17 protein-coding genes and 2 pseudogenes are annotated in these 23,853 nt (G+C 70.4%); 14 read left to right on the plus strand and 5 right to left on the minus strand.

Translation table 11 applies throughout. The annotated features are described in order from the left end of the window. Nucleotides 1-216: 216 nt before the first annotated feature. From ACIQD6_RS13200 to ACIQD6_RS13210, 3 genes are read left to right on the plus strand one after another with little or no spacing between them, the layout of a single operon-like run. On the plus strand, nucleotides 217-1,494 hold the full coding sequence (locus ACIQD6_RS13200; RefSeq protein WP_401881438.1) for an extracellular solute-binding protein: 1,278 nt from the start codon (nucleotides 217-219) through the stop codon (nucleotides 1,492-1,494). A 55-nt stretch (nucleotides 1,495-1,549) separates the two neighbouring features. Beyond that, complete coding sequence (locus tag ACIQD6_RS13205; protein WP_401881440.1) at nucleotides 1,550-2,614, plus strand: carbohydrate ABC transporter permease; 1,065 nt, start codon at nucleotides 1,550-1,552, stop codon at nucleotides 2,612-2,614. Nucleotides 2,615-2,636: 22 nt separating this feature from the next. After that, a complete protein-coding gene (locus ACIQD6_RS13210; protein ID WP_401881442.1) occupies nucleotides 2,637-3,542 on the plus strand; it encodes a sugar ABC transporter permease in 906 nt (301 codons plus the stop codon). Nucleotides 3,543-3,726: 184 nt separating this feature from the next. On the opposite strand, the gene ACIQD6_RS13215 is transcribed toward ACIQD6_RS13210, so the two are convergent. Continuing rightward, nucleotides 3,727-3,906, minus strand: coding sequence for a hypothetical protein (locus tag ACIQD6_RS13215; protein ID WP_401881444.1), 180 nt, complete (start codon nucleotides 3,904-3,906; stop codon nucleotides 3,727-3,729). A 12-nt stretch (nucleotides 3,907-3,918) separates the two neighbouring features. Between ACIQD6_RS13215 and ACIQD6_RS13220 the strand changes: the two genes are divergently transcribed. From ACIQD6_RS13220 to ACIQD6_RS13245, 6 genes and pseudogenes are all read left to right on the plus strand, one after another. Continuing rightward, entirely contained in the window at nucleotides 3,919-5,646 is a 1,728-nt protein-coding gene (locus ACIQD6_RS13220) for an alpha-amylase family glycosyl hydrolase (protein WP_401881446.1), read from the plus strand. Beyond that, a complete protein-coding gene (locus tag ACIQD6_RS13225) occupies nucleotides 5,634-5,795 on the plus strand; it encodes a hypothetical protein (protein ID WP_401881448.1) in 162 nt (53 codons plus the stop codon). The genes ACIQD6_RS13220 and ACIQD6_RS13225 overlap by 13 nt, the downstream gene beginning before the upstream one ends. 90 nt (nucleotides 5,796-5,885) lie before the next feature. Continuing rightward, nucleotides 5,886-7,286, plus strand: a pseudogene (locus ACIQD6_RS13230) (alpha-amylase family protein); the annotation flags it as partial. A gap of 23 nt (nucleotides 7,287-7,309) precedes the next feature. Then, nucleotides 7,310-9,979, plus strand: coding sequence for a pullulanase-type alpha-1,6-glucosidase (pulA, locus tag ACIQD6_RS13235; RefSeq protein WP_401881733.1), 2,670 nt, complete (start codon nucleotides 7,310-7,312; stop codon nucleotides 9,977-9,979). Nucleotides 9,980-10,094: 115 nt separating this feature from the next. Continuing rightward, a complete protein-coding gene (locus ACIQD6_RS13240) occupies nucleotides 10,095-12,527 on the plus strand; it encodes an ATP-binding protein (RefSeq protein WP_401881449.1) in 2,433 nt (810 codons plus the stop codon). A 142-nt stretch (nucleotides 12,528-12,669) separates the two neighbouring features. Next, nucleotides 12,670-13,356, plus strand: a complete 687-nt coding sequence (locus tag ACIQD6_RS13245) for a DUF4230 domain-containing protein (protein WP_401881451.1) — start codon at nucleotides 12,670-12,672, stop codon at nucleotides 13,354-13,356. Nucleotide 13,357: 1 nt separating this feature from the next. On the opposite strand, the gene ACIQD6_RS13250 is transcribed toward ACIQD6_RS13245, so the two are convergent. Next, a complete protein-coding gene (locus ACIQD6_RS13250) occupies nucleotides 13,358-14,137 on the minus strand; it encodes a TetR/AcrR family transcriptional regulator (protein ID WP_401881452.1) in 780 nt (259 codons plus the stop codon). A gap of 52 nt (nucleotides 14,138-14,189) precedes the next feature. Between ACIQD6_RS13250 and ACIQD6_RS13255 the strand changes: the two genes are divergently transcribed. Beyond that, on the plus strand, nucleotides 14,190-14,504 hold the full coding sequence (locus ACIQD6_RS13255) for a hypothetical protein (RefSeq protein WP_401881454.1): 315 nt from the start codon (nucleotides 14,190-14,192) through the stop codon (nucleotides 14,502-14,504). Nucleotides 14,505-14,572: 68 nt separating this feature from the next. Here ACIQD6_RS13255 and ACIQD6_RS13260 read toward each other — a convergent pair whose 3' ends face one another. After that, the gene (locus ACIQD6_RS13260; RefSeq protein WP_401881456.1) at nucleotides 14,573-16,825 is read right to left on the minus strand and encodes a hypothetical protein; all 2,253 of its coding nucleotides are present in this window, start codon (nucleotides 16,823-16,825) and stop codon (nucleotides 14,573-14,575) included. A 182-nt stretch (nucleotides 16,826-17,007) separates the two neighbouring features. On the opposite strand from ACIQD6_RS13260, the gene ACIQD6_RS13265 reads away from it, so the two are divergent. Continuing rightward, complete coding sequence (locus ACIQD6_RS13265) at nucleotides 17,008-17,478, plus strand: hypothetical protein (protein ID WP_401881458.1); 471 nt, start codon at nucleotides 17,008-17,010, stop codon at nucleotides 17,476-17,478. A gap of 126 nt (nucleotides 17,479-17,604) precedes the next feature. On the opposite strand, the gene ACIQD6_RS13270 is transcribed toward ACIQD6_RS13265, so the two are convergent. Beyond that, nucleotides 17,605-19,176: a DUF1996 domain-containing protein gene (locus ACIQD6_RS13270; protein ID WP_401881459.1), complete on the minus strand. Its 1,572-nt coding sequence runs from the start codon at nucleotides 19,174-19,176 to the stop codon at nucleotides 17,605-17,607. 414 nt (nucleotides 19,177-19,590) lie between these two features. On the opposite strand from ACIQD6_RS13270, the gene ACIQD6_RS13275 reads away from it, so the two are divergent. After that, entirely contained in the window at nucleotides 19,591-20,049 is a 459-nt protein-coding gene (locus ACIQD6_RS13275; RefSeq protein ID WP_401881460.1) for a DUF4259 domain-containing protein, read from the plus strand. A 55-nt stretch (nucleotides 20,050-20,104) separates the two neighbouring features. On the opposite strand, the pseudogene ACIQD6_RS13280 reads toward ACIQD6_RS13275, so the two are convergent. Then, nucleotides 20,105-21,092 (minus strand): annotated as a pseudogene (locus ACIQD6_RS13280) (NAD-dependent epimerase/dehydratase family protein). Nucleotides 21,093-21,207: 115 nt separating this feature from the next. Here ACIQD6_RS13280 and ACIQD6_RS13285 point away from each other — a divergent pair. Beyond that, nucleotides 21,208-22,053, plus strand: a complete 846-nt coding sequence (locus tag ACIQD6_RS13285) for a hypothetical protein (RefSeq protein ID WP_401881462.1) — start codon at nucleotides 21,208-21,210, stop codon at nucleotides 22,051-22,053. Nucleotides 22,054-22,119: 66 nt separating this feature from the next. Then, the gene (locus ACIQD6_RS13290) at nucleotides 22,120-23,754 is read left to right on the plus strand and encodes a PepSY-associated TM helix domain-containing protein (protein WP_401881464.1); all 1,635 of its coding nucleotides are present in this window, start codon (nucleotides 22,120-22,122) and stop codon (nucleotides 23,752-23,754) included. Nucleotides 23,755-23,853: the final 99 nt, after the last annotated feature.

A 23,853-nucleotide genomic window follows, 5' to 3' on the forward strand; every position in this document is an offset into this window, starting at 1 on the left:
ACTGTCCGGCCCTGGACGTCGGCCTCGGCGTCAACTTGGGGGCCGACTTGGCCGTACGGCTGGAGTGTGAACCGTAATCGACGGGACACGCGGCGGTAACGATCCACGATCCTTGCAGAAATCTTCCGCAAGGTCTTTCGGCCATCTTGCATCGCTGTTACTTTCACGTCCGACCCGGCGCCGCGACGGAGCGGTACGGCAGTTGAAGGAGTTCGGATGCGACGTGGCATAACGGCCACCGCCCTGGCCGCGATCCTGGCCCTCGCGGCGACCGCCTGCGGCAGTGACGACGAGTCAGGCGGCGGCAAGAGCTCGGGCGGCGAGCTCTCCGGCACGGTCACGTGGTGGGACACCTCGACCGTCGGCAGCGAGGACAAGGTCTTCAAGAAGCTCGCCGAGGGCTTCACGAAGAAGCACCCGAAGGTCAAGGTCAGCTATGTGAACGTGCCCTTCGGCGAGGCCCAGAACAAGTTCAAGAACGCCGCGCAGTCCGGCTCCGGCGCCCCCGACGTGATTCGCTCCGAGGTCGCCTGGACCCCCGAATTCGCCGATCTCGGCTACCTCGCGCCGCTGGACGGCACCCCCGCGCTCACGAACGAGAAGGACTTCCTGGGGCAGGCCGCCGCCTCGACCAAGTACAACGACAAGACCTATGCCGTGCCGCAGGTCATCGACTCCATGGGCATCTTCTACAACAAGAAGATCTTCAAGGACGCGGGCGTCGAAGTCCCCAAGACCGTGGGCGAGTTGAAGACCGTATCGAAGAAGATCAAGGACAAGACAGGGAAGACCGGCCTGTATCTGCGCGGTGACGACGCCTACTGGTTCCTGTCGTTCCTGTACGGCGAGGGCGGCAACCTGGTCGACGCCCAGAGCAAGACCGTCACCGTCGACAACGCGGCCGGCGTCAAGGCCATGACCGTGGTCAAGGACCTGGTCGACTCCGGTGCCGCCAAGACCGACGCCACCGACGGCTGGGAGAACATGCAGTCGTCGTTCCGGGACGGCAAGGTCGCGATGATGATCAACGGTCCGTGGGCCGTCGCCGACACGTACACCGGGGCGCAGTTCAAGAACGACAAGGCCAACCTGGGCATCGCGCCCGTACCGGCCGGATCCGTCGAACAGGGCGCGCCGCAGGGCGGTCACAACCTCGCGGTGTACGCGGGCTCCAAGAACCTCGACGCCTCCTACGCGTTCACCGAGTACATGACGTCCGCCGAGAGCCAGGCCACCGCCGCCAAGGAGTTGAGCCTGCTCCCGACCCGCACTTCCGTCTACTCCATGCCGGGCGTCGCGGACAACGAGATCGTCGGCTTCTTCAAGCCCGTGGTCGACAAGGCCATCGAGCGGCCCTGGATCCCGGAGACCGGCAGCCTGTTCGCGCCGCTGGTGACCGAGTACACCAAGGTGCTCACCGGCCAGACCACCCCGGAGAAGGGTGTCAAGGGGACCGGCGACTCGTACCGCAAGCTGCTCAAGGGCTGGAAGTAACGGCAGTAACGCACGTAGCGGAAGCAACGGAAAGATCGGAAAGGCGGGGCGGCTGATGGCTGTGCACACCGGCCAGTCGGGGGCGCCGGCCGCGGGCGACGACCTCGCCCGAGGCCAGGGACGCGGCACTGGCGAAGCGACGGGCAAAGCAACGGGCGGGGCGAGCGGCGGTCCGCCGGGCCCGCTCCGCGCGTCCGAGCGGCTCCGGCGGGGTCTGGCGACCCACTGGTACGCCTGGACCATGGTCGCCCCGGTGGTGGCCGTGATCGGCGTGATCATCGGCTACCCGCTGGTCCGCGGCGTCTACCTCTCGCTCACCGACGCCAACGAACGCAACGTCGAGCGCAGCATCGGCGTCAACCACCTGCCCGCCACCTACGAGTTCGTCGGACTCGACAACTACACCGAAGCCCTGACGGGTGGTCAGTTTCTGTCCACGCTCGGCTGGACGCTGGTGTGGACGGCTCTCTGCGTCAGTGTGACCTTCGGGCTGGGGCTGGCCCTGGCGAACATCCTCAACCGCCGTATCGCCGGCCGCTCCTTCTACCGGATGCTGCTGATCCTGCCCTGGGCCGTACCGGGCTTCGTGTCCGTCTTCGCCTGGCGCTTCCTCTACAACGAGGACCGCGGCTTCCTCAACAAGCTGCTGGCGGGCGGCGGCATCGACGCCGTGCCCTGGCTCAACGACCCGACCTGGGCGAAATTCTCGGTCATCGCCGTCAACATCTGGCTCGGCGTGCCCTTCATGATGGTCGCGCTGCTCGGCGGACTCCAGTCCATCCCGGGCGAGATGTACGAAGCGGCCGAGATGGACGGCGCGGGCGCCTGGCAGCGGTTCCGCCACATCACCATGCCGGGGCTGCGCCCGGTCAGTACGACCGTGATCCTGCTCTCCACCATCTGGACGTTCAACATGTTCCCGGTGATCTTCCTGCTGACCCGCGGCGGACCCGGCGAGGCCACCCAGATCCTGGTCACCCAGGCGTACAAATTCTCCTTCGAGATCAGCCCGCGCGACTTCGCCCAGTCCTCCACCTGGGGCGTGCTGATCCTCGTCCTCCTCATGCTCTTCGCCGCCGTCTACCGGCGTGTCCTCCGCCAGCAGGGAGACACGTGGTGACCACCCAGCAAGGAGGTACGTGGTGACCGCCACCACCGCCGGTCCCGACACGGCCGCTCCCACCGACACCGCCACCGGCCGGCCCACGGTCAACACCCCACGCCGTGGCCGCCGTTCACCGCTCGCCTCCGTCGCGCTGCACAGCACGCTCGTCGTCGCGTCCCTGATCGCGGTCTTCCCGGTGCTGTGGGTCTTCCTGACCTCGCTCAAACCCGCGAGCTACGCGACCACCACGGACTTCTTCAAAGACACCACGTTCGAGAACTACACCAACCTCCTGCGCGACACCCCGTTCCTCACCTGGTTCGGCAACTCGCTGCTCATCGCGGGTCTCACCACCCTGCTCGGGGTGTTCGTGGCCGCCACCACCGGCTACGCCGTCAGCCGCTTCCGCTTCCCCGGAAAACGCGGGCTGATGTGGACGCTGCTCATCACCCAGATGTTCCCGGTCGCCGTCCTCATCGTGCCGATCTACAACATCATGGCGGGCCTCGGGCTGCTCAACCGGTCCGCCGGACTGGTGATCACGTACCTCACGATCGCCGTGCCGTTCTGCGCCTGGATGATGAAGGGGTTCTTCGACACCATCCCCCGGGAGATCGACGAGTCCGGCATGGTGGACGGGCTGACACCGTTCGGCACCTTCTTCCGGCTGATCCTGCCGCTCGCCAAGCCGGGGCTCGCGGTGACCGCGTTCTACTCGTTCATCACCGCCTGGGGCGAAGTCGCGTACGCCTCCGCCTTCATGGTCGGCGACGAGAACCTCACGCTCGCCGGCGGGCTCCAGAAATTCGTCAACCAGTACGGCGCCCAGTGGGGCCCGATGACCGCCGCGTCCGTGCTCATCGCCATCCCCGCCGCGCTCGTGTTCCTCTTCGCCCAGCGCCATCTGGTCACCGGCATGTCCGCCGGTGCCGTCAAGGGTTAGGGCCTCTCGTTTGGATCTTGCCGGGCTCGCGTGCCCTGGCACCGCGCCTCGCCGCGTTGTCGTCACTCCACGACGCTCCGCGTCGCCTCACTCCTCCGCCTTGCGATCCACGGCACCAGACCCCGCTCCCTGATCCGGCCTGATCCAAACGAAAGACCCTAGTCCTCCCATTCCACCAGAACCCCTAAAGGCTGAGCGGCTCTTGCCCGTACCACCGAGTTCGTACGACGCCGATGACCACGGCGATGACCACGCTGACGACCACGGCGACGACCACGCCGATGACGACGCCGATGACGACGGCGATGACGACGGCGGAGGCCAGGACCCACCGGGCCCGGCTCCGCTTCCCGCACCCAGACACTCCAGGGACGACATGACCCAGCACCTCGCTGCCCCTCTCACCGGCACGTACGACGACGCCCCGGGCACGCCCGAAGGCGCCCCGGCCACGTACGACGACGCCCCGGGCCACCCCCGTTCGGGCTGGTGGCAGGACGCGGTGATCTACCAGGTCTATCCGCGCAGTTTCGCCGACGGCGACGGCGACGGAATGGGCGATCTCGACGGAGTGCGCCGCCGGCTCCCGTACCTCAGGGACCTGGGCGTCGACGCCGTCTGGCTCAGCCCGTTCTACGCCTCCCCGCAGGCCGACGCGGGCTACGACGTGGCCGACTACCGTGCCATCGACCCGATGTTCGGCACGCTCCTGGACGCCGACGCGCTGATCCGTGACGCCCACGAACTCGGCCTGCGCATCATCGTGGACCTGGTGCCCAACCACTCGTCCGAGGAACACGAGTGGTTCAAGCGGGCGCTGCGGGAAGGCCCGGGATCCGCGCTGCGCGAGCGCTACCACTTCCGGCCCGGACAGGGCGCCGACGGCGAACTCCCGCCCAACGACTGGGAGTCCATCTTCGGCGGCCCCGCCTGGACCAGGACCACCGACCCGGACGGCACCCCCGGCGACTGGTACCTGCATCTCTTCGCCCCCGAGCAGCCCGACTTCAACTGGGACCACCCGGCCGTCGCCGACGAGTTCCGCTCGATCCTGCGCTTCTGGCTGGACATGGGCGTGGACGGCTTCCGCGTCGATGTCGCGCACGGCCTGGTCAAGGCGCCGGGACTGCCCGACCTCGGCCCGGCGGGACAGGTCAGGCTGCTCGGCGGCGGCGACGGCGCCACACCGTTCTTCGACCAGGACGGTGTGCACGCGATCTACCGGCAGTGGCGCACGATCCTCGACGAGTACCCGGGGGACCGGATCGCCGTCGCCGAGGCCTGGACCCCGACCGTCGAGCGCACGGCACACTACGTGCGCCCCGACGAACTGCACCAGGCCTTCAACTTCCAGTATCTGAGCACCTCGTGGGACGGGCCGGCGCTGCGCGAGGTCATCGAGGTCTCGCTGGCCGCGATGCGCCCCGTCGGCGCCCCCGCCACCTGGGTGCTGTCCAACCACGACGTGACCCGGCACGCCACCCGGTTCGCGGGGCCGCCCGGCTGCGGCACCCAGACCCGGGAGGCCGGGGACCGGGAGCTCGGTCTGCGGCGGGCCCGCGCGGCGACGCTGCTGATGCTGGCGCTGCCGGGCTCCGCGTACATCTACCAGGGCGAGGAACTCGGTCTGCCCGACGTCACCGACCTGCCCGACGAGGCCCGGCAGGACCCGTCGTACTTCCGCGCGGACGGCCAGGACGGCTTCCGCGACGGCTGCCGGGTGCCCATCCCCTGGGCGCGGAAAGGGAGTTCGTACGGTTTCGGCAGCGGCGGCAGCTGGCTTCCGCAGCCGGACAGCTGGGGCGCGCTGAGTGTCGAGGCGCAGACCGGCGACCCCGGCTCCACCCTGGAGCTGTACCGGACGGCGCTGAGGGTGCGCGCGGAGCACCCGGGGCTGGGCGCGGGCAGCGCGGTGGAGTGGCTGGACGCGCCCGAGGGGGTGCTGGTGTTCGCCCGGCCCGGCTTCGTCTGCACGGTCAACACGACGGGCAGGGCGGTACGGATCCCTGCGCGCGGCGCGCTGCTGCTGGCGAGCGCGCCCGTGACGACCGACGGCGCGGAGGCCGTACTGCCCGCCGACACCACCGCGTGGTGGACGGGCTGACGACCCACCTACCGGAGGACATGGGCGCGGGCGTGGGAGGCGGCGGCATCGTCTTCGTCTTCCCGTCCGGGCTCGTCGTACGCGGCTCCACCGCCGGGCCCGTCGTACGCGGCTCCACCGCCGGGGTCCGTACGGAACAGACGTCCTGACATTTCCGAGGCACAGCACGTTTCCGAGGCACAGCGCCACCCGTACCGCCGTACACCCGCACATCCCCCACCAGCGTTGTTGGAGGAATCATGGCTCGCAGATCCCTGGCAGCCGCTCTCGCCCTCGTGGCCGGCGCCGCCGCCCTCACGGTTCCCGCCGGGACCGCACAGGCGGCGCCGCCCGGCAGCAAAGACGTCACCGCCGTGCTGTTCGAGTGGAGGTTCGACTCCATAGCCAAGGCGTGCAAGGACACCCTCGGCCCGGCCGGTTACGGCTACGTGCAGGTCTCGCCGCCCCAGGAGCACATCCAGGGCGGCCAGTGGTGGACCTCGTACCAGCCCGTCAGCTACAGGATCGCCGGGCGGCTCGGTGACCGCGCCGCCTTCTCGAACATGATCAGCGCCTGCCACTCGGCGGGCGTCAAGGTCGTCGCCGACAGCGTCATCAACCACATGGCGGCCGGGGACGGCACCGGCACCGGCGGCTCCTCGTACACCAAGTACACCTACCCCGGCATCTACTCGGGCGCCGACATGGACGACTGCCGGTCGTCGATCAACAACTACAACGACCGTGCCAACGTCCAGAACTGCGAACTGGTCGGCCTCGCCGATCTGGACACCGGCGAGGACTACGTACGCGGCCGGATCGCGTCGTACCTGAACGACCTGCTCTCCCTCGGCGTCGACGGCTTCCGGATCGACGCGGCCAAACACATGCCGGCCGGCGACCTCGCCAACATCAAGAGCAGGCTGAGCAGTCCGGGTGCCTACTGGAAGCAGGAGGCCATCTACGGCGCGGGTGAGGCCGTGTCGCCGAGCGAGTACCTCGGCACCGGCGACGTCCAGGAGTTCCGGTACGCCCGCGACCTGAAGCGGGTCTTCAACAACGAGAACCTCGCCTACCTGAAGAACTACGGCGAGGGCTGGGGCTACATGGAGTCGGGCAAGTCCGCCGTCTTCGTCGACAACCACGACACCGAGCGCGGCGGCGACACTCTCAGCTACAAGGACGGCGCGAACTACACACTCGCCAACGTCTTCATGCTGGCCTGGCCGTACGGCTCGCCCGACGTGCACTCCGGGTACGAGTTCACCGACCGGGACGCGGGCCCGCCCAACGGCGGTACGGTCAACGCCTGTTACAGCGACGGCTGGAAGTGCCAGCACGCCTGGCGCGAGATCTCGTCCATGGTCGGCTTCCGGAACGCCACCCGGGGCGAGGCCGTCACCAATTGGTGGGACAACGGCGCCGACCAGATCGCCTTCGGCCGGGGCTCCAAGGGTTATGTGGCCATCAACCACGAGAGCTCCGCGCTGACCCGTACGTTCCAGACGTCGCTGCCCGGCGGTGTCTACTGCGACGTGCAGACCGGCAAGGCGGTGACGGTGAACGGTTCGGGCCAGTTCACGGCCACACTCGGCTCGAACACGGCGGTCGCTCTGCACGCGAGCGCCCGTACCTGTTCGGCGGCCTCTGCCACCTCACCGCGACTGTCCGAGGATCCCGCGTGATACGCCCGATCCGGCCACGAGCCACGACCGCCGTCCTTGCCGTCCTGCTGTGTGCGACGCCGGCGCCTTCGGCCGCTGCCACCGAGCCCGCGTCCGCGCCCGAGGCATCGAGCGCGTCCGCGCCTGAAACGGTGTCCGCGTCCGCACCCGTCACGTCCGAGGCCCAGTGGATCGACGCGGACACCGTCGTCTGGAAGGTGGTGGCGAGTGCCGCGACCACCCAGTGGGTGGAGTACGAAGGCGGCCGGCTGCCCCTCGTACCGTCCGCGCTCACCGACGCGCAGAAGGCGAAGTACCCGCATCTCAAGGACTATCCGGCCTTTGCTACGGATGTACGGGACCACTCGCGGGTCCGTGAATCACTGCGCGGGCAGCTGGCCGTCACCCAGCGGGCCGCCGACGGCACACTGCTCGCCACGACCGGCGTACAGACGCAGGGCGTCCTCGACGATCTGTACAGCGCGCGGGCGGTCAAGGCGTCGCTCGGCCCGGTGTTCGCGCACGGCCGCCCGACCCTCTCCCTCTGGGCGCCCACCGCCCGTACCGTCTCCCTCGAACTCGACGGCCGTACCGTCCCCATGGCGCGCGACGCCGCCTCCGGCGTCTGGTCGGTGAGCGGCCCGGAGAGCTGGGCGGGCAAGCCGTACCGGTACGCCGTGACGGTCTGGGCGCCCAGCGTCCGCGAGACCGTCACCAACAAGGTCACCGACCCGTACTCCACGGCCCTCACCACGGACTCGGCGCGCAGCCTCGTCGTGGACCTGGCCGACCCCGCGCTGGCGCCCAAGGGCTGGTCCACCCTGCGCAAGCCCGCCGCCGTACCGCTGCGCGACGCGCAGATCCAGGAGCTGCACATCCGCGACTTCTCCGTCGCTGACCCCACCTCCCGCCACCCCGGCACGTACCTGGCCTTCACGGACACCGGCTCCGACGGCATGAGCCATCTGCGGCGACTCGCCGCCTCCGGCACCTCGTACGTCCATCTCCTGCCGGCCTTCGACATCGGCACCATCCCCGAGCGCGCCTCCGAACAGGCCACGCCGGCCTGCGACTTGAGCGTGTACGCACCCGACTCGGCCGAGCAGCAGGCCTGCGTCGCGAGGACCGCCGCGAAGGACGCGTACAACTGGGGGTACGACCCGCTCCACTACACCGTGCCCGAGGGTTCGTACGCCTCCGACCCGGAGGGGACGCGCCGTACGGTCGAGTTCCGGCAGATGGTGCGCGCGCTCAACGGCGCCGGGCTGCGCACCGTCATGGACGTGGTCTACAACCACACCGTGGCCTCCGGCCAGGACGAGAAGTCCGTCCTCGACCGGATCGTGCCCGGCTACTACCAGCGGCTGCGGGCGGACGGCTCCGTCGACACCTCCACCTGCTGCGCCGACACCGCGCCCGAGAACGCGATGATGGGCAAGCTCGTGGTCGACTCGATCGTCACCTGGGCGCGGGAGTACAAGGTCGACGGCTTCCGCTTCGACCTGATGGGCCACCATCCGAAGGCCAACATCCTCGCTGTACGGAAGGCGCTGGACGCGCTGACCCTCGCCGAGGACGGTGTCGACGGCAAGAAGATCGTCCTCTACGGCGAGGGGTGGAACTTCGGCGAGATCGCCGACGACGCCCGCTTCGTCCAGGCCACCCAGCGGAACATGGCCGGTACCGGTATCGCGACCTTCTCCGACCGGGCCCGCGACGCGGTGCGCGGTGGCGGTCCCTTCGACGCCGATCCGGGCGTCCAGGGCTTCGCCTCCGGCCTCTACACCGACCCCAACTCCACTTCCGCCAACGGCACTCCGGCCGAGCAGAGGGCCCGGCTGCTGCACTACCAGGACCTGATCAAGGTGGGGCTGACCGGCAGCCTCGCCGGCTACTCCTTCACCGACACCGCCGGGCGTACGGTCCGGGGCTCGGAGGTCGACTACAACGGCGCACCGGCCGGTTACGCGGCGGCTCCCGGCGACGCGCTCGCCTACGCGGACGCGCACGACAACGAGTCGCTGTACGACGCGCTCGCCTTCAAACTGCCGCCGACGGCGACGGCCGCCGACCGTTCCCGTATGCAGGTACTCGCCCTCGCCACCGCCACCCTCTCGCAGGGGCCGTCGCTCTCCCAGGCCGGTACGGACCTGCTGCGTTCCAAGTCGCTCGACCGCAACTCGTACGACAGCGGTGACTGGTTCAACGCGATCCACTGGAACTGCCTGGACGGCAACGGCTTCGGACGGGGTCTGCCACCGGCCGCCGACAACCAGGACAAGTGGCCTTACGCGACACCCCTGTTGACGGCCCCGGCGCTCACGGTCGGCTGCCCCGAGATCACCGGGGCGTCCGCCGCGTACCGGGACCTGCTGCGGATCCGCACCACGGAGCGGGCCTTCAGCCTCACCTCTACGGACGCGGTCCAGTCCGCGCTGTCCTTCCCGCTGTCCGGGCCCGACGAGACACCGGGGGTCATCACCATGCGGCTCGGCGGACTGGTGGTCGTGTTCAACGCGACCCCGGCGACGGGGAGTCAGCGGGTGGCGGAACTCGCGGGGCGGCCGTACGGGCTGCACCGGATCCAGGCCCAGGGAGCTGACCCTACGGTCAAGGGGTCGTCCTACGAACGGAGTTCCGGCACCTTCACCGTGCCCGCGCGGACGGTGGCGGTCTTCGCGTCGCGTTGATCGCGTTAATGGTGAGTGAGTTGTACGGGGACGGACGTGGGGCGGGAGAGGCTGGTTGGTGATGTGAACCGACCGCGCAGGGGCAACTCCCGGTCGTTTCTGTCTGTTTCGCATCATGCATGCCAGACCTGGACCTCAACTGGTCCAGACTGTCCCCGTGGTGGGGAACATTCCCGAAGAGAAGACCAGTTTCGTAGGGCGCAGGACCGAACTGGTCCTCCTGGAACGCGCACTCGACGAGCACCGGCTGATCACACTCACCGGTAGTGGAGGTGTGGGCAAGAGCAGACTGGCGCTGCGCGCCGCCGAACGCGCGGCGCGGCGCGCGGCGGGCCTGCCCGCCGGGCCGCCGGGCGGGCTCCCGGACCTGCTTCCGGGCATACGGCGCGGCTGCGCGCATGTGCGGCCGGGCAGCACCCGGGCCGGGGGCCTGGGAGCACGGACCGGGGACAGCGCCTCGGCGGGAGAGTCCTCACGGCGAGGCGGCTCGCGGGGAAGCGGCACGCGGGAAGGCGGCCCGAGAGACGGCCGTGCGCGGGAAGGCGGTCCGCGCGGGCGCCATCCCGACGGAGTGTGGTGGGTCGACCTGTCACCGCTCTACGACGACCGGCTGCTGCTCAGTACGGTCTCCGACGCCGTCGGACTCTCCGACCACTCCCTGCGCCGCCCCGTCGAGGCCCTCTGCGAATGGCTCGCGGACCGGCGGCTCCTGCTCGTCCTCGACTCCTGCGAACGGCTGGTGCCCGCCTGCGGGCACCTGGTCGGCGAGTTACTCACCGCCGCCCCCGGGCTCACCGTCCTGACCACCAGCCGGCAGTCCCTGGGAACCAAGGGCGAACACCGCATCGACGTACCGCCCCTGCCGCTGGACGGTGCGGCCGGCGACGACGAGATCCTCCAGCTCTTCCGCGACCGCGCCGCCCACGCCGCGCCCCGGGTGTCCCTGGACGACCCGGTGACCGCCGAGGCCGCCGCCCGGATCTGCCACCGGCTCGAAGGCATCCCGCTCGCGGTCGAACTCGCCTGCGCCCGGCTCGACGAGAACTCCGTCGAGCAGATCGCCGCCCTGCTCACCTCCCGGTTCACGACCCGCCTCGACGTCCTCACCAACGAGAACGTATGGCCCCAGCGCCACCGCGCCCTGCGCACCGCCATCGGCTGGAGCCACGAGCTGTGCGCCCCGCTCGAACGGCTGTTGTGGGCCCGGCTCTCCGTCTTCCGCGGCGAGTTCGGAGAGGCGGACGCGCGGGCGGTCTGCGCGGGCGGCCCGCTCTCCGCCGACGGCGTCACCGAAGCCCTGGCCGGGCTCGTGGCCCAGTCCGTCCTGCGACAGGACGGCGACCGCTACCGGATGCTCGACACCCTCCGGGAGTACGGCGCCATGTGGCTGGGGGAGCTCGGTGAGGAACATCTGCTCGCCGGCCGGCACGCCACCCACTTCGCCGGCCTGGTCCGGCAGGCCGACACCGGCTGGGCCGGACCCGACCAGGTCGCCTGGTACGCGCGGATCGGCGACGCCCACGCGGACCTGTGCGGCGCGCTCGACCATCTCCTCGGAGCCGACCCGGGAGCGGCCGTGGAGATGGCGGGCCGTGTGGGTTTCTTCTGGAGCTGCCGCGGCCATCTGCACGAGGCCCGGATCTACCTGGAACGCGCCCTGAGCGCACACGACGCCCTTCCGGCGGACCACACCCCCGGGCGCACACCGGGGCACACTCCTGGACACACCCCCGGGCACACACCCGGGCCGGACCGCACCCCCGGGCACACCCCCGGGCCGGACCGCACCCGCGCGCTCTGGGCCCTCGGTATCACCGCCATGCTCCAGGGCGACCACGAGGGCGCGCACCGGCTCGGCGAGCGCTGCGGCATGGCCGCGTGGCGCGACCAGGACCCCGACGCCATGCTGGCCGCGGCCTATCTGACCAGCCTCACCTGTCTGATGACAGGCCGCCCGCAGGCCGCCCACGCCGTGTCCGACCAGGCGCTGCGGTCCCATCCGGGTGCCCCCTTCGACTCCGCGTCGCAGTTGCGCTGCCGCATGGTCCGGATCTTCGCGCTCACCGCCCTGGACCGGCTCGACGAGGCGCGCGAGGAAGCCACGGAGCTGCGGAAGGTCTGCCTGGAGCACGGCGAGTGCTGGACCCGGTCCTACGCCGACTACCAACTCGCCCTGGTGCACCTGCTCCAGAACCGTCCGTACGAGGCCGAGGCCCACGCCCGCTCGATGGTCGGCGGCAGGGAGCAACTGCGCGACAGCTTCGGTATCGCCCTCGGCCTCGATCTGCTGGCGGCGGCCGTCGCCGCGCAGGGCGACGGCGAACGGGCCGCGCACGCGTACGGCACCGGGCAGGCCTTCTGGCGCATGGTCGGCCATCCCCTGCGGGGCACCCCGGAGCTCGCCCCGGTCCGCGAGGAGTGCGAACGGCAGGCGCGGGAGGCGGCCGGGAGCCCGGCGTACGAGGACGCGTTCCACCGCGGCCTGGTGGACGACGGGGAGAGCGGGCTGGCCCGCGCGCTCCGGGGCCATCTGCCACCGGACTTCTGAACAGCCGTACAGGACAGGGGAGTCGGGCCGAGGCCCGTCCCCCGTTCACTCGCATCGGCCATGTGACCGTGTGAACCCCGGGGGCGATCATGTGAACCCGGGGCGACCGTGTGAACCGGGCTCGGCGGGACATCCGGTAGGTATGACGTCCACAGACGTGAAACCGGAAGACAGCCGGAACCAGCGGCGCGAATCGCGTCTGCCCTGGTGGGGCAAGCTGCCCATCGCCCTTGTTGTCGTGGCCGCCCTGCTCTTCGCCGGCAGCCGGCTCGACCTGATGCCCGGATTCGGCGACGTTTTCGGAGAGGAGACCAACGACCGTACGGGACCGACTCTGCTCAAATCCATCCAGGATCTGGACCGGTACGAGGCGGCCTCGGGCAATTTCCAGGTCGTGGTCGACCTGGAGAAGGACGCCAAGTATCTGCCGGACGCGATCCGGGGCACCCGGACCCTCTACGTGGGGGCCGGCACGGTCGGTTCGTACGTCGACTTCGGCGGCGTCGGGGAGGGCAGCGTCCAGACCGACAAGGAGCGCACCTCGGCGACGATCCGGCTGCCGCACGCGCGGCTGGGCAAGCCGGCGCTGGACCCGGACCGTTCGTACGCCGTGTCCAAGGAGCGCGGGCTGCTCGACCGGCTCGGGGACCTCTTCTCCGACAACCCGGCCGACGAGCGGGCCGTGAACAAACTGGCCGCACGGCACATCGGGGAAGCGGCCAAGGAGAGCGAACTCGTCACCCGCGCCGAGAAGAACACCACGAGCATGCTGGAGGGGCTGCTGCGCTCTCTGGGCTTCACCGAGGTGCGCGTGATCTACGGTGCGTGATCTACACGTGAACGCGCTGACCGGGTAGTTCCGGCGATTCCGGCGATTCCGGCGATTCCGCCGGTTTCGCCGCCCCGGTCGACTCCGCCAGTTCCGCGCCCATCCGGGTGAGTCGGCCGACCAGGTCCCCGTACGGGCCGTCGGCCGGTTCTTCCGCGAGGACGCGCAGCAGGATCGCGGCCATCTCCTCGTCGTACGCCGCGCTCACGGCGGCCAGCGCGGCGAAGTCGTGCACCAGCTGCCACTCCAGCTCGGCGCGGGGGATCCGCCGGCCGTCGAGCCAGATCAGCGCCGTCGACTCGGCCAGCGACACCCAGGAACGGACGACCAACTCCAGCCGCGCGGGCGGCTGCCCGACCCCGAGATGGGCCACGATCTGTTCGTACGCGGCCTGCCGCACCTCGCCCATCATCGCGGTCGCGGTGGACGCACCGACGGCCGGTCCGCCCCGCATCAGCGCGAAGAAACCGGCGCCGTGTTCGTCGACGAAGTCGAAGAACCGTTTCATGACGCGGTGCAGCCGCGCCCCGAGCGGGCCTTCGCGTGGCTCCAGGAACCTGGTCGCCAAGTCGTCGGCGGCCCGGCGCAGGGCGGCCTCGTACAGGCTCTGTTTGCCGGGGAAGTAGTGGTAGACGAGCGGCCGCGAGATACCGGCCGCCGCCGCGATCTCGTCGATCGAGACATCGTCGGGGGAGCGGTGGCTGAACAGCTCCAGCGCTACACCGATCAGCTGTTGCTTCCGCTCTTCGACGCCCATCCTGCGGCGCACCCCGGTGGTCATACCAACAGCCTAACCGGCCGCTTCCTCAGGATGTCCGTTACGCTCCCGATCCATGAGCGCATCTGACCAGGACGAGTCCGTCGGTATACCGATCCCGGAGCCGGACGGCGGCGGTCTGACGCCCCGTCAGGCAAGACTCGTGCGGATCGTGTTGGCCTCGGTACTGCTGGCGGCGCTGGCGGCGCTGCTGATGGTGAGGCTGGCGGAGCGCACGTCGGTTCTGGTGGTGGGGGTGTACGGGCTGGCGATGATCCTGTGCGGTGTGGTGATCGAACTGAGCAGGCACGGGCGTACGAGGCTGGGGACGTGGTTGCTGGGAGCGGGCCTGGCCGCGGCGTTGGGCGCGGACTGGCTGCTGCTGCCCTGATCGTGTGAGTGTGAGTGTGAGTGTGAGTGTGAGGTGGCGAGGTTGCGGGGTTGCGGGGCGTGAGGGTGTCAGCGCAGTGTGTTCACCCTCGTACCGTCCGCCTCCCGTCCGGACAACTCGGCGTGGGCGCCCTGCCTCGCCCGCGCCGCCAGGACGTTGCCGTGCGCGCTTCCCTTCAGCCCGCCCGACAGCTCCAGCGACTTCAACCGCTCGTTGCCCGCCGCCAGTACGTACCACTGCCCGCCCCGCGACTTCCACAACACACCCGCCAGGACCCGGGGATCGCGGACCCCGCAGGCCGGTGAGTCCTCCGCCCGCGCCGCGATCGCTCCCGGCGCCGCCTTCCGCGACGGTGCCTGGAACTGGGCCAGCACCCGGCTTCCTGTGCCGCGCCAGGTCTCGGCCCGGGTGCACAGCCAGGCAGCGGTGCCGTTGGACTCGGGCAGGGACTGGGTGGCGTACTGCCAGGAGTTCACGGACCGGACGCCGTGCGACCGTACTGTCGGCAGCAGGCAGGCCGTCCGCGCCCAGGCCGTGCGGTCGGCCGCGTCGGTCACGTCCGTCGGGGCGGACGGCGGTCCGGACGTCAGCCGCGCCGGGGCCAGTTCGCCGAGGTCGGTGAGCAGCCGGGCCGTACCGCTGTTGCCGCCGCTGCCCTTGCCCCCGCTGTTGCCCTCGCTCTCGCTGTTGCCCTTGTCCTCGCTGTCCTTGTTGCTCCCGCCGGGTACCTCCAGCGTGTTCCAGGACCGGCAGTCCCGTGCCATCGCCGGACTCGCGAGAGGTTCCGTCACCCCGTCCGCGTCGCGGCGCAGCGGGCGCGCGGGCGCTGTCGGGGCGAGGAGGTCCCGTACGGCGGTACGACGCACCCAAGGGGCCGTCAGATAACGGACGTTGCCGTCGGAGCGACCCACGACCAGCGCGTCCGAGGCCGTGGCGTCCGCACCGTCGACCCGCGCGAAGTCCAGGGCCGCGGCCTTGCCTCCGTCGCCTCCGTCGGCGGATTCCGCGTACCGGACGACCCGCAGGCCGTCGTGGAAGAGCACGACGGACGCCCCGTCGACCGTGCCCGCGTACAGCAGCTGCGGCGGTCCCATCGGGGGTCCCGACGGGGTGGCGGGAGTCGCGGACACCTGCACCGACGCGCCGGGCCTGGCCCAGACGGCCAGCGCGCGGCGCAGCAGGGCGCGGTCGTCGGCCAGCGGTCCACGGGTGGGCCAGACGGAGAAGTCCGTACGGGAGGAGGTCCGCCACGCGGCGGGCGCGATCCGCCGTACCTGGCCCGGGTCGAGGGCCGATCGGGCCGCCGGGTTCTGGGCGTACGCGGGCGCCGCCGCGCCGTCCGGGCCCCAGCCGCCGCCCGGCAGTCCGAGGAGCGTGCCGCAGAGAAGGACGGCCGCGGCGGCGGCGACCGTGGCCTTGGCGCGCCGGCGGCGGTTCATCAGGTCGGTGGGTCTGGCCTGGAGCGAGCACGGATCGAACTCGGGCGAGCGCAGCAGCGCGACAGCGTCCATGTGGCCGGCCGTGCGCGTTGCTTCGGTGGCCTCAGCTCCAGCAGCTCCAGTAGCCCCATTGGCTCCAGCAGCCCATGGCTCCCCAGCCGCCCCGGGTGCGTCGGCAGCCCCAGCCGTCCCGGCCGCCCCGGGTGCCCCAGCCGTCCCGGGTGTCTCCGCCGTCAGGATGCTGTCCGCCTCGGCGAGCGCGGCATCCACGTCCAGGTCTTCTCCGTCGGCCGCGATCGCGCCGAGTACGTGCCGTACCTCCTCGGCGGACAGTTCGTCGAGGCCGCGCAGGACGAGCGCCGCGCGGGCCGGGCCGGACATCCGGGACAGCCGCTGGTCCAGGGCGAGTTCGTCGGCCCCGCCCGAGCGCGGGAACAGCCGCAGCCCCCATACGTGCGGCAGTAGCGGCGGCAGTTGGGCCCGCCTGGGCCGGGCGAGCCGGCGCAGCGGACGCCCGGCGTCGAGCGCCTGGCGGAGCACCCGCTCACGTACGTACAGATAGCCGGGATTCCGCGCGGCCACGGTCCCCGCCGTGTGGCGCGGCGCGGTGAGCCCGGACGGCCCGGCCGCCGTACGGCCGCGGGGCAGCGAACGCTGCACCAGCGCGTGGGCGGTCAACACGCGCCGGTTGCGGCCGAGTGACGGTGGCAGGACCAGATAGGCGATCCGCACGAGACGCGGATAGTGCTCTACGAGGGCCGCCTCGGCCTGTTCGACGCCGACGGGTGCGGCGGCGGATGCGCCGGTGGGTGCGTCGGCGGGTGTGGCGGCGGCAGGTGCGTCAGGGGTGGCGGGGGCGGTGACGGCGTTGTCTGGGGGCACGTTGAGCAGAACGAGCGATTGGTCCGATGGTCACCTCGGCCCAGCTGTCACCTCGGCCCGGCGTCACCTTGGCCCGGCTGTCGCCGCGTCCGTATCCCGCCGTCATCCCGTCCGTTCCCCCACGCGGTGGTACGGCCGCGGGGCACGATGGACACATGCGTACGGAGCGACCTCTAGTGGTAATGGCAGCCCTGGCCCTGGCTCTGACAGCGGGCTGTGCGGCGAACGACGAAGAGGCTCCCAAGGAGCCGAAAACGGCGACCGGAAGCCTCGAACACATCGCCTCACAGGCGAAGTGTGAACCGAACATACAGACGGACGCGGAAGAGATACGGCAGGCCAACTGCACGACAGGAGACGGCAAGTATGTGCTGGCGACCTTCGCCACCGACCGCGGCCTGCGCGAGTGGATCAACGAGGCCAAGGACTACGGCGGTTCCTACCTCGTCGGCAGGAAATGGGTCGCGGTCGGCGACGACAAGGTGGTCGCGACCCTGCGCGGCCGGCTCGGCGGGACGGTGGAGACCGGTGCGACCCACCACTCCGGAGGCAGCGATGACGGAGGGAAGGAAGGCAACGAAGGCAACGAAGGGAAGGAAGGCAACGGGGGGAGCGGGGGGAACGAGGAGCACTCGGGTCACGACATGAGCTGACCGCGTGCCACGGCCCACACCCGCGAGGTGCGGATGTGGGCCGTGGGAGATGCGGGGGAACGGGGCCGAGAGGCCCGGTGGTTGCTCAGACGGTGGGGCGGTGCCTCACTGTTGCCGGGAGGGGCACTAGCACTTCTTACCGTCGTTGATGCAGCTGACCACCTCGTTCATCACGCCCTCGTCGAAGACGTTGATGAAGTCACCGTGGTCGGTGATGGGCTTGTGCAGCTGCTCCGGGAAGGAGTCGAGAGCGAAGCCGGGGCCCGGCGGCACGTCGTAGACGATGCGCTGCTGGAGCTGCGGGATCGCCTGGAAGCCGTTCTGGCAGTTGCCGTTCTCGTCGGCGAACGCCACGTGGTCGCGGTGGTTGGCACTGTCGGCGTTCTGGCCGTCCCAGCAGCTCTGGAACTTGAAGCTACGGACCACCTGGCTGCCCTCGGGGCAGATCGGGTACTTGTCCTTGAGCTGGCGGTCCTCGAATCCGGTGCAGCTCCACGAGGCGTTGGCGTTGGCGTCACCGTTGGTGAGGGCCTTGGCGTCACCCGTGATGATGCGCAGGAACCGCGGCATGGCGGTGACCTTGGCCTGCGCGTTGCCCGCGAAAGTCAGCGTCACCTCGGACGGAGTCTGGATCTCTCCGACGTTGCCTTCCTTGCCGCCGCCGTCCGCATTGGCGTCGGCCTCGGCCTTTCCGTTCTGGAGGCGCAGGACCGGCCAGTAATACGTGGACTTGTCGCCCTGGTTCTGGCAGCTGGTCTCACCGGCGGCCAGGGAATCGTCCGTCGCGAACGCGGTGTTGCCCTGGTTACCGACGTAGTCGTGCATGTGGTGCGCGCCGTTGGTCACACCGGGGGCGACGATGACGTTGTCCGAGTTGAAGAGCCCGTTCTCGTTCACCCCGCAATTGGTCGCGAAGGTACCCGTCGAGGCGTTGCCACCGTTCTGGGGCTGCTGGACGTTCGGCTGGACGCTGTTGATGTCGACGAAGTCGCCGGCCTCGGGGCCGTTACCGGCCTGACCGCCGCCTCCGCCCTGGTTGCCGCCATCCTGGCCACCATTCTGGCCGCCGTCCTGGCCGTTACCCTGACCGCCGTTCTGGCCCTGGCCCTGACCACCGTTCTGACCATTACCCTGACCGCCGTTCTGGCCTTGGCCCTGGCCGCCGTTCTGGCCGTTGCCCTGGCCGCCGTTCCCGCGGCCCTTGCCGCGGCCCTTGGCGAGAGCGTTGTCCGTCTGCATCGAGCAGGCGGAGAGACTCTCCAGACCCTGCGGCCGCTCTCCGGACCTGCCCATCGCGATGGAGATCCGGTCGAGGGCGGCTACCCGCTTGGACTTCAGCGGGCCGAGGATGGCGTTGTCGACGAACTTGGAGTCCTGTGCGATCGCCGCCTTCGAGTCGGCGAACCGCTTGTAGGCCTCGGTGATCTGGGTGTCCATCTTCGCGAGCTCGCGGTCGACCTCGGCTCGGGCCGCTTCCGGGACGCCCGCCAGTTTGTCCTGGTTCGCCACGTCGGGGCAGACGATGGTCGATGCCTGCCCGACGTTCTGGCTCCGCGGAGAGGACTGGCCGGACTTGCCTTCACCCGCGGATGCGTAGACATTGACCGCTACCAGCCCACCCCCGCCCAGGAGCAAGGCAGCCGAGGCGGCGATCGCCCGGTTTGCCAGTGTGGAGCGTTTTCTCGATGTTCGTGCCATGGAACTAACTCCTCAAGCTTCGTTGCCGGTTACGGGAAAATCGCGGCAGGGGGAGAAGCGAAGCGCACCGATTCATACGCACGCTACGCACGGGGTGTTCAGCCGCTCGGGAAATTCATAGGAACCTCCATCAGCAAACCGGGCGGATGCGCATGATTGAGGAGAGGTGTTCCTTACCGTCGCCGAGTGGTCCAAGAACGGCCTTATGGGCGGGCGTGGTTGAGGACGGCGGGGTGGTGGAGGCCGCCCGGAGTCGGCGGCCGGGCAGGTCGGCGCGCGGTCATTGAGCAGGTCTCAGCAGGTCTGAGCAGGTCTGAGCAGGCAGGCACGCGAGGTGGATTGTCAGTGGTGCCTGGCACGATCGGAGACAGCGGGAAGAAGAGTGATCGAAGAGCGACAGGGGGGGGGCAGATCATGGCCATGTGGGACACCGGCCACTTCGACAGCGACACGGCGGTGGACTTCTCCGCCGACCTGGACGAGGCGTCGGCCGACCGGCGTACGGAGATCGTGCGGAAGGCGCTGGCCGACGCGGCCGGTACGTACGACTATCTGGACAGCGATGTCGCGGTGGTGGCCGTCGCGGCGGCCGCGCTGGTCGCCGAACAGTGCCCCGGGGGACCACCCGTGGAGACCGTGTACGGACCGGACGAAGCCCTGCCGCGCTTCCCCGAGGAGCTGAGGAGTCTCGCGGTGCGGGCCCTGGACCGGGTGATCGCGGACGGCTCCGGGCTTCGGGACATCTGGGTCGAGGCCGACGGTGAGAACGGTGAGTGGAACAAGGGGATCGCGGAGCTGCGGGGTGCTCTGGTGACGGCGATACCGGCGGAAGGGACGGCCGTACGGTCGGCACCGACGCCGCCACCTGAGTAGGCATGGCGGCGGCGCGGGCTCGGCGGAGCGTCGCCCTGGTGATGCGGTGCTCCGGTCACCGGTCGAGGACCTTCGCCTCCAACTCCGGTGCCAGGCCCACCGGCGGGCGATCGGGGCGCTGAGGTGCCTCGCCGCCGATCGAGCCGAGCCAGGACCAGGTGTCCGCGACCGTCTCCGCCACCGGGCGGCAACGCAGGCCCGTGGCAAGGGCCTTGGTGACATCGGAGCCGTACATCGTGTCGTGGAGCTCGCCCGGCGGCAGCCAGATCGGCAGCTCCGACCAGGGCTCGATCCCGGCGTCGAGGATCGGGTCCGGGTCGGTCCAGCGCAGTTCGGCGTCGGAGCGCGTGACGCGGACACAGGAGTCGAGCAGCTCACCCATGGTGGTGTGACCGGGCGGACTCGCCAGGTTGTACGGGCCGGCCAGGCCCGTCCGTACCGCGTCCAGCGTCCACTCGGCGAGATCGCGCGCGTCGATGTACTGCAACGGGTTGTCGCGGGGCCCCGGCGCCAGTACGGGCCCGCCCCGCGCGATCCGCCCCAGCCACCACGGCAGTCGGCCGATGTTCTCCCCGGGGCCGAGGATCAGACCGGCGCGCACCAGCAGCGCCCGGTCGCCGAAGGCCGCCTCGGCCGCCAGCTCACCACCCCGCTTGTCCAGGGGGTATTCGACCTGCTCGGCGTCCTGGGACGCGCCCGCCACCAGCGGGCCGTCCTCGGCGAGCCCGGCCGGGGTGGGATACGCGTAAACGGAACGGCTGGAGACATACGCGTACCGCCCGGCGCGGTCGGCCAGCAGCCGGGCCGCCGTACGCACCGCGGACGGGGCGGCCGACCAGGTGTCGACGACCGCGTCCCACTCGCCGCCGGCGAGGGCCGCCAGGCCGTCCGGGGTGGTGCGGTCGCCGAGCAGGACGGTCGCACCGGCCGGTGCCTCATGACGGCCGCGGTGGAAGACCGTCACCTGCCAACCACGTCTGAGCGCCGCCTCCGTGACGGCGCGGCCGACGAAATTCCGTACCACCGAGGATCAGGAGTCTCATGGAACCGACTCTGCCCGTGCCCCGGAGGGGAGGGCAGCGGAATTCGCTGCCAGGTGAATCATGGACAGCCGGTATCTGCCGCGCGCACCCGTCGGGATGGCAACATGTGCGGACCATGACAGATGCCCGATCGCCGATACGCGCCGTGCGGGCCGTGGCCTTCGCCGCGGTATGCGTGACTCTGGCGGCACTGGGGCATGCGTTCGCAGCCGGCGCGCCCGGAGCGTCCGGAGTCACTGGCGGGTTCGGAGTCACTGGCGCGTTCGGCGCTTCCAGCGCGTCCGGCCACGGGATTCCGGCCGGAACGCTGTGGGCCGCCTTCGGAGTGACCGGGGGAGTGGCCTGGCTCGCGGGCGGACGGCGCCGAGGCGTCGGCTCGATCGGAGCCGGGCTGCTCACCGTCCAGGGCATCCTGCACCTGATCTTCGCCGACGCCCTGCCGTTCCGACCGTCCGCGTCCTTGCACGAGCCTCATGCCACCGACGGGGGCATGGGGACGGGTACGGGCTCCGGCGCGAGCACGGCCGTCGATGTGGGGACGGCCGTCGATGTGGGTACGGCGGCGGGTGCGAGTACGGGTGCGGGCGCGGGCTTTGGGTCCGAGGGGAAGACCGCCCTGCTGGCAGCTGTCACCGACGGTTCGGCCGGAATGCTCGCCGTCCACCTCCTCGCGGCGGTCGTCTGCGCGCTGTGGCTGGCGCGGGGCGAGGCCGCGTTCCTCCGGCTCGCGCAGGCCGTCGGGGCCCTGGCCTTCTCCCCGCTCCGGCTGCTGTTCACCGGGACACGGCTGCCCGCCGCACCGCGGCTGATCCGGCCCGGCCCCGGGGCCCCCGCCCCGCACCGGTTCCGTGGCGTTCTCCTCGCGCACACCCTGTCGCAGCGCGGCCCGCCCACGCGCCGTACCGCACGCGCCACGGCCCCGAGAGCCGCTGTCATCACTGCTGTCATCACCGCTGTCTGAGCGTTGGCCGGCGGCCGGGGGCCCATGTCCTCATGCCCCACGCCGAAGCCAACTCCTAGGACAGTCATGGCCATTGACGACTCCATACAGGTCCCAGCGACCGACGACGACCAACCCGTCACCGACCCCGACCCCGACCCCGCGCCCAAGGCCGAGCCCGCCCCTTCGCCCAAGGCCGAGCCCGATTCTCCCGCCGAGCGCAAGGCAGGTACCGACACCCCGTCCGGCTGGAGATCCTTGCGGCCTCTCGTGCTGCGCCTGCACTTCTACGCGGGACTTCTGATCGCCCCGCTTCTTCTGGTCGCCGCCACCAGCGGATTCCTCTACGCGCTCTCCTTCCAGGCGGAGAGGGTGGTCTACCGCCATGAGCTGCGGGTGCCGGTCGGGGAGCGCACCGTCCCGCTCTCCGACCAGCTCAACGCCGCCCGGACCGCCAACCCGGACGGCAAGATCACTTCCGTACGGCTCCCGTCCGAGGACGGCGCCACCACCCGGGTCCTGATGACCTCGCCCAAAGTCGAGGAGGGCAAGTCCCTCGCCGTCTTCGTCGATCCGTACACCGCCGAGGTACGGGGACTGCTGACCACCTACGGCACCTCGGGCGCCCTCCCGCTGCGCACCTGGATCTCCGAGCTGCACCGCCACCTCCACCTGGGGGAGTCGGGCCGTGTCTACAGTGAACTCGCGGCCAGCTGGCTCTGGGTGGTGGCCCTCGGCGGACTGCTGCTCTGGGTCACGCGCAGGCGCGCCTCGCAACGTGAGTTGCGGCGTGAATCGCAGAGTGGGTTGAACAGTCCGTCGAAGAGCTCTTCGAAGCGCGCGCTGCTCCTGCCCGAGGCCGGTGCCGCCGGCCGGCGGCGGACGCTCTCCCTGCACGGGTCCGTCGGACTGTGGGCGGTGACCGGTCTCGTACTGCTCTCCGCCACCGGTCTGACCTGGTCGAAGTACGCGGGCGAGAACATCACCGCGCTCAAGGACCAGCTCGGCAGCAACACACCTGTTGTCTCCGCCACGCTCGACGGAGGCACCGGCGGAGCGGGTGGCGGCGGCCATGAAGGCCACGAAGGCATGGAAGGCATGGAGAACATGCCGGGCATGGACGGTATGGAGGGCATGGACGGTAAGGACGTCGGTGTCGATCTGGCGGTCGTCGCCGCGCGTCAGGCCGGTCTCGACGGACCGATCACGGTGACCCTGCCGACCGAGGGCAAGGGGTATGTCGTCGCGCAGGCGGACAACCAGTTCCCCGTCCGCCTCGACTCGGTCGCCGTCGATCCGGCCACCGGCGCGGTCATGGACGAACTGCGCTTCGCCGACTATCCCGTGCTCGCCCAGCTCACCCGCTTCGGTATCGACGCCCACATGGGTGTCTTCCTCGGGCTCGCCAACCAACTCGCGCTCGCGGCGCTCGCCCTCGCGCTGATCGCGATCATCTTCTGGGGCTACCGGATGTGGTGGCTGCGCAGGCCCACCAAGGAACGGAAGCTGAGCGCGGGACGGCCGATGCCGCGCGGCGCCTGGCGGAAGGTACCGCTGACCGTACTGCTCCCGGTCGCGGCCGTCGCCGCTCTGGTCGGCTGGTTCGTTCCGCTGCTGGGCATCAGCCTGCTGGTGTTCCTCGTCGTGGACGGGGCGCTGGGGCTGGGGTTGGGGCTGCGGTCTCGTACCCGGACGGCCCGAGCCGGTCGCGTACAGCCATAGGTACGTGGGAGGAGCCCTGCCGATCCGTCGTTCGGCAGGGCTCCGTACGGCGCTGTGTCGTGTTCCGTACAGAGCCGTTGTGTTCCGCACCCGCTCGGG

This window comes from Streptomyces sp. NPDC088400 (assembly GCF_044753355.1).
Taxonomy (GTDB): domain Bacteria; phylum Actinomycetota; class Actinomycetes; order Streptomycetales; family Streptomycetaceae; genus Streptomyces.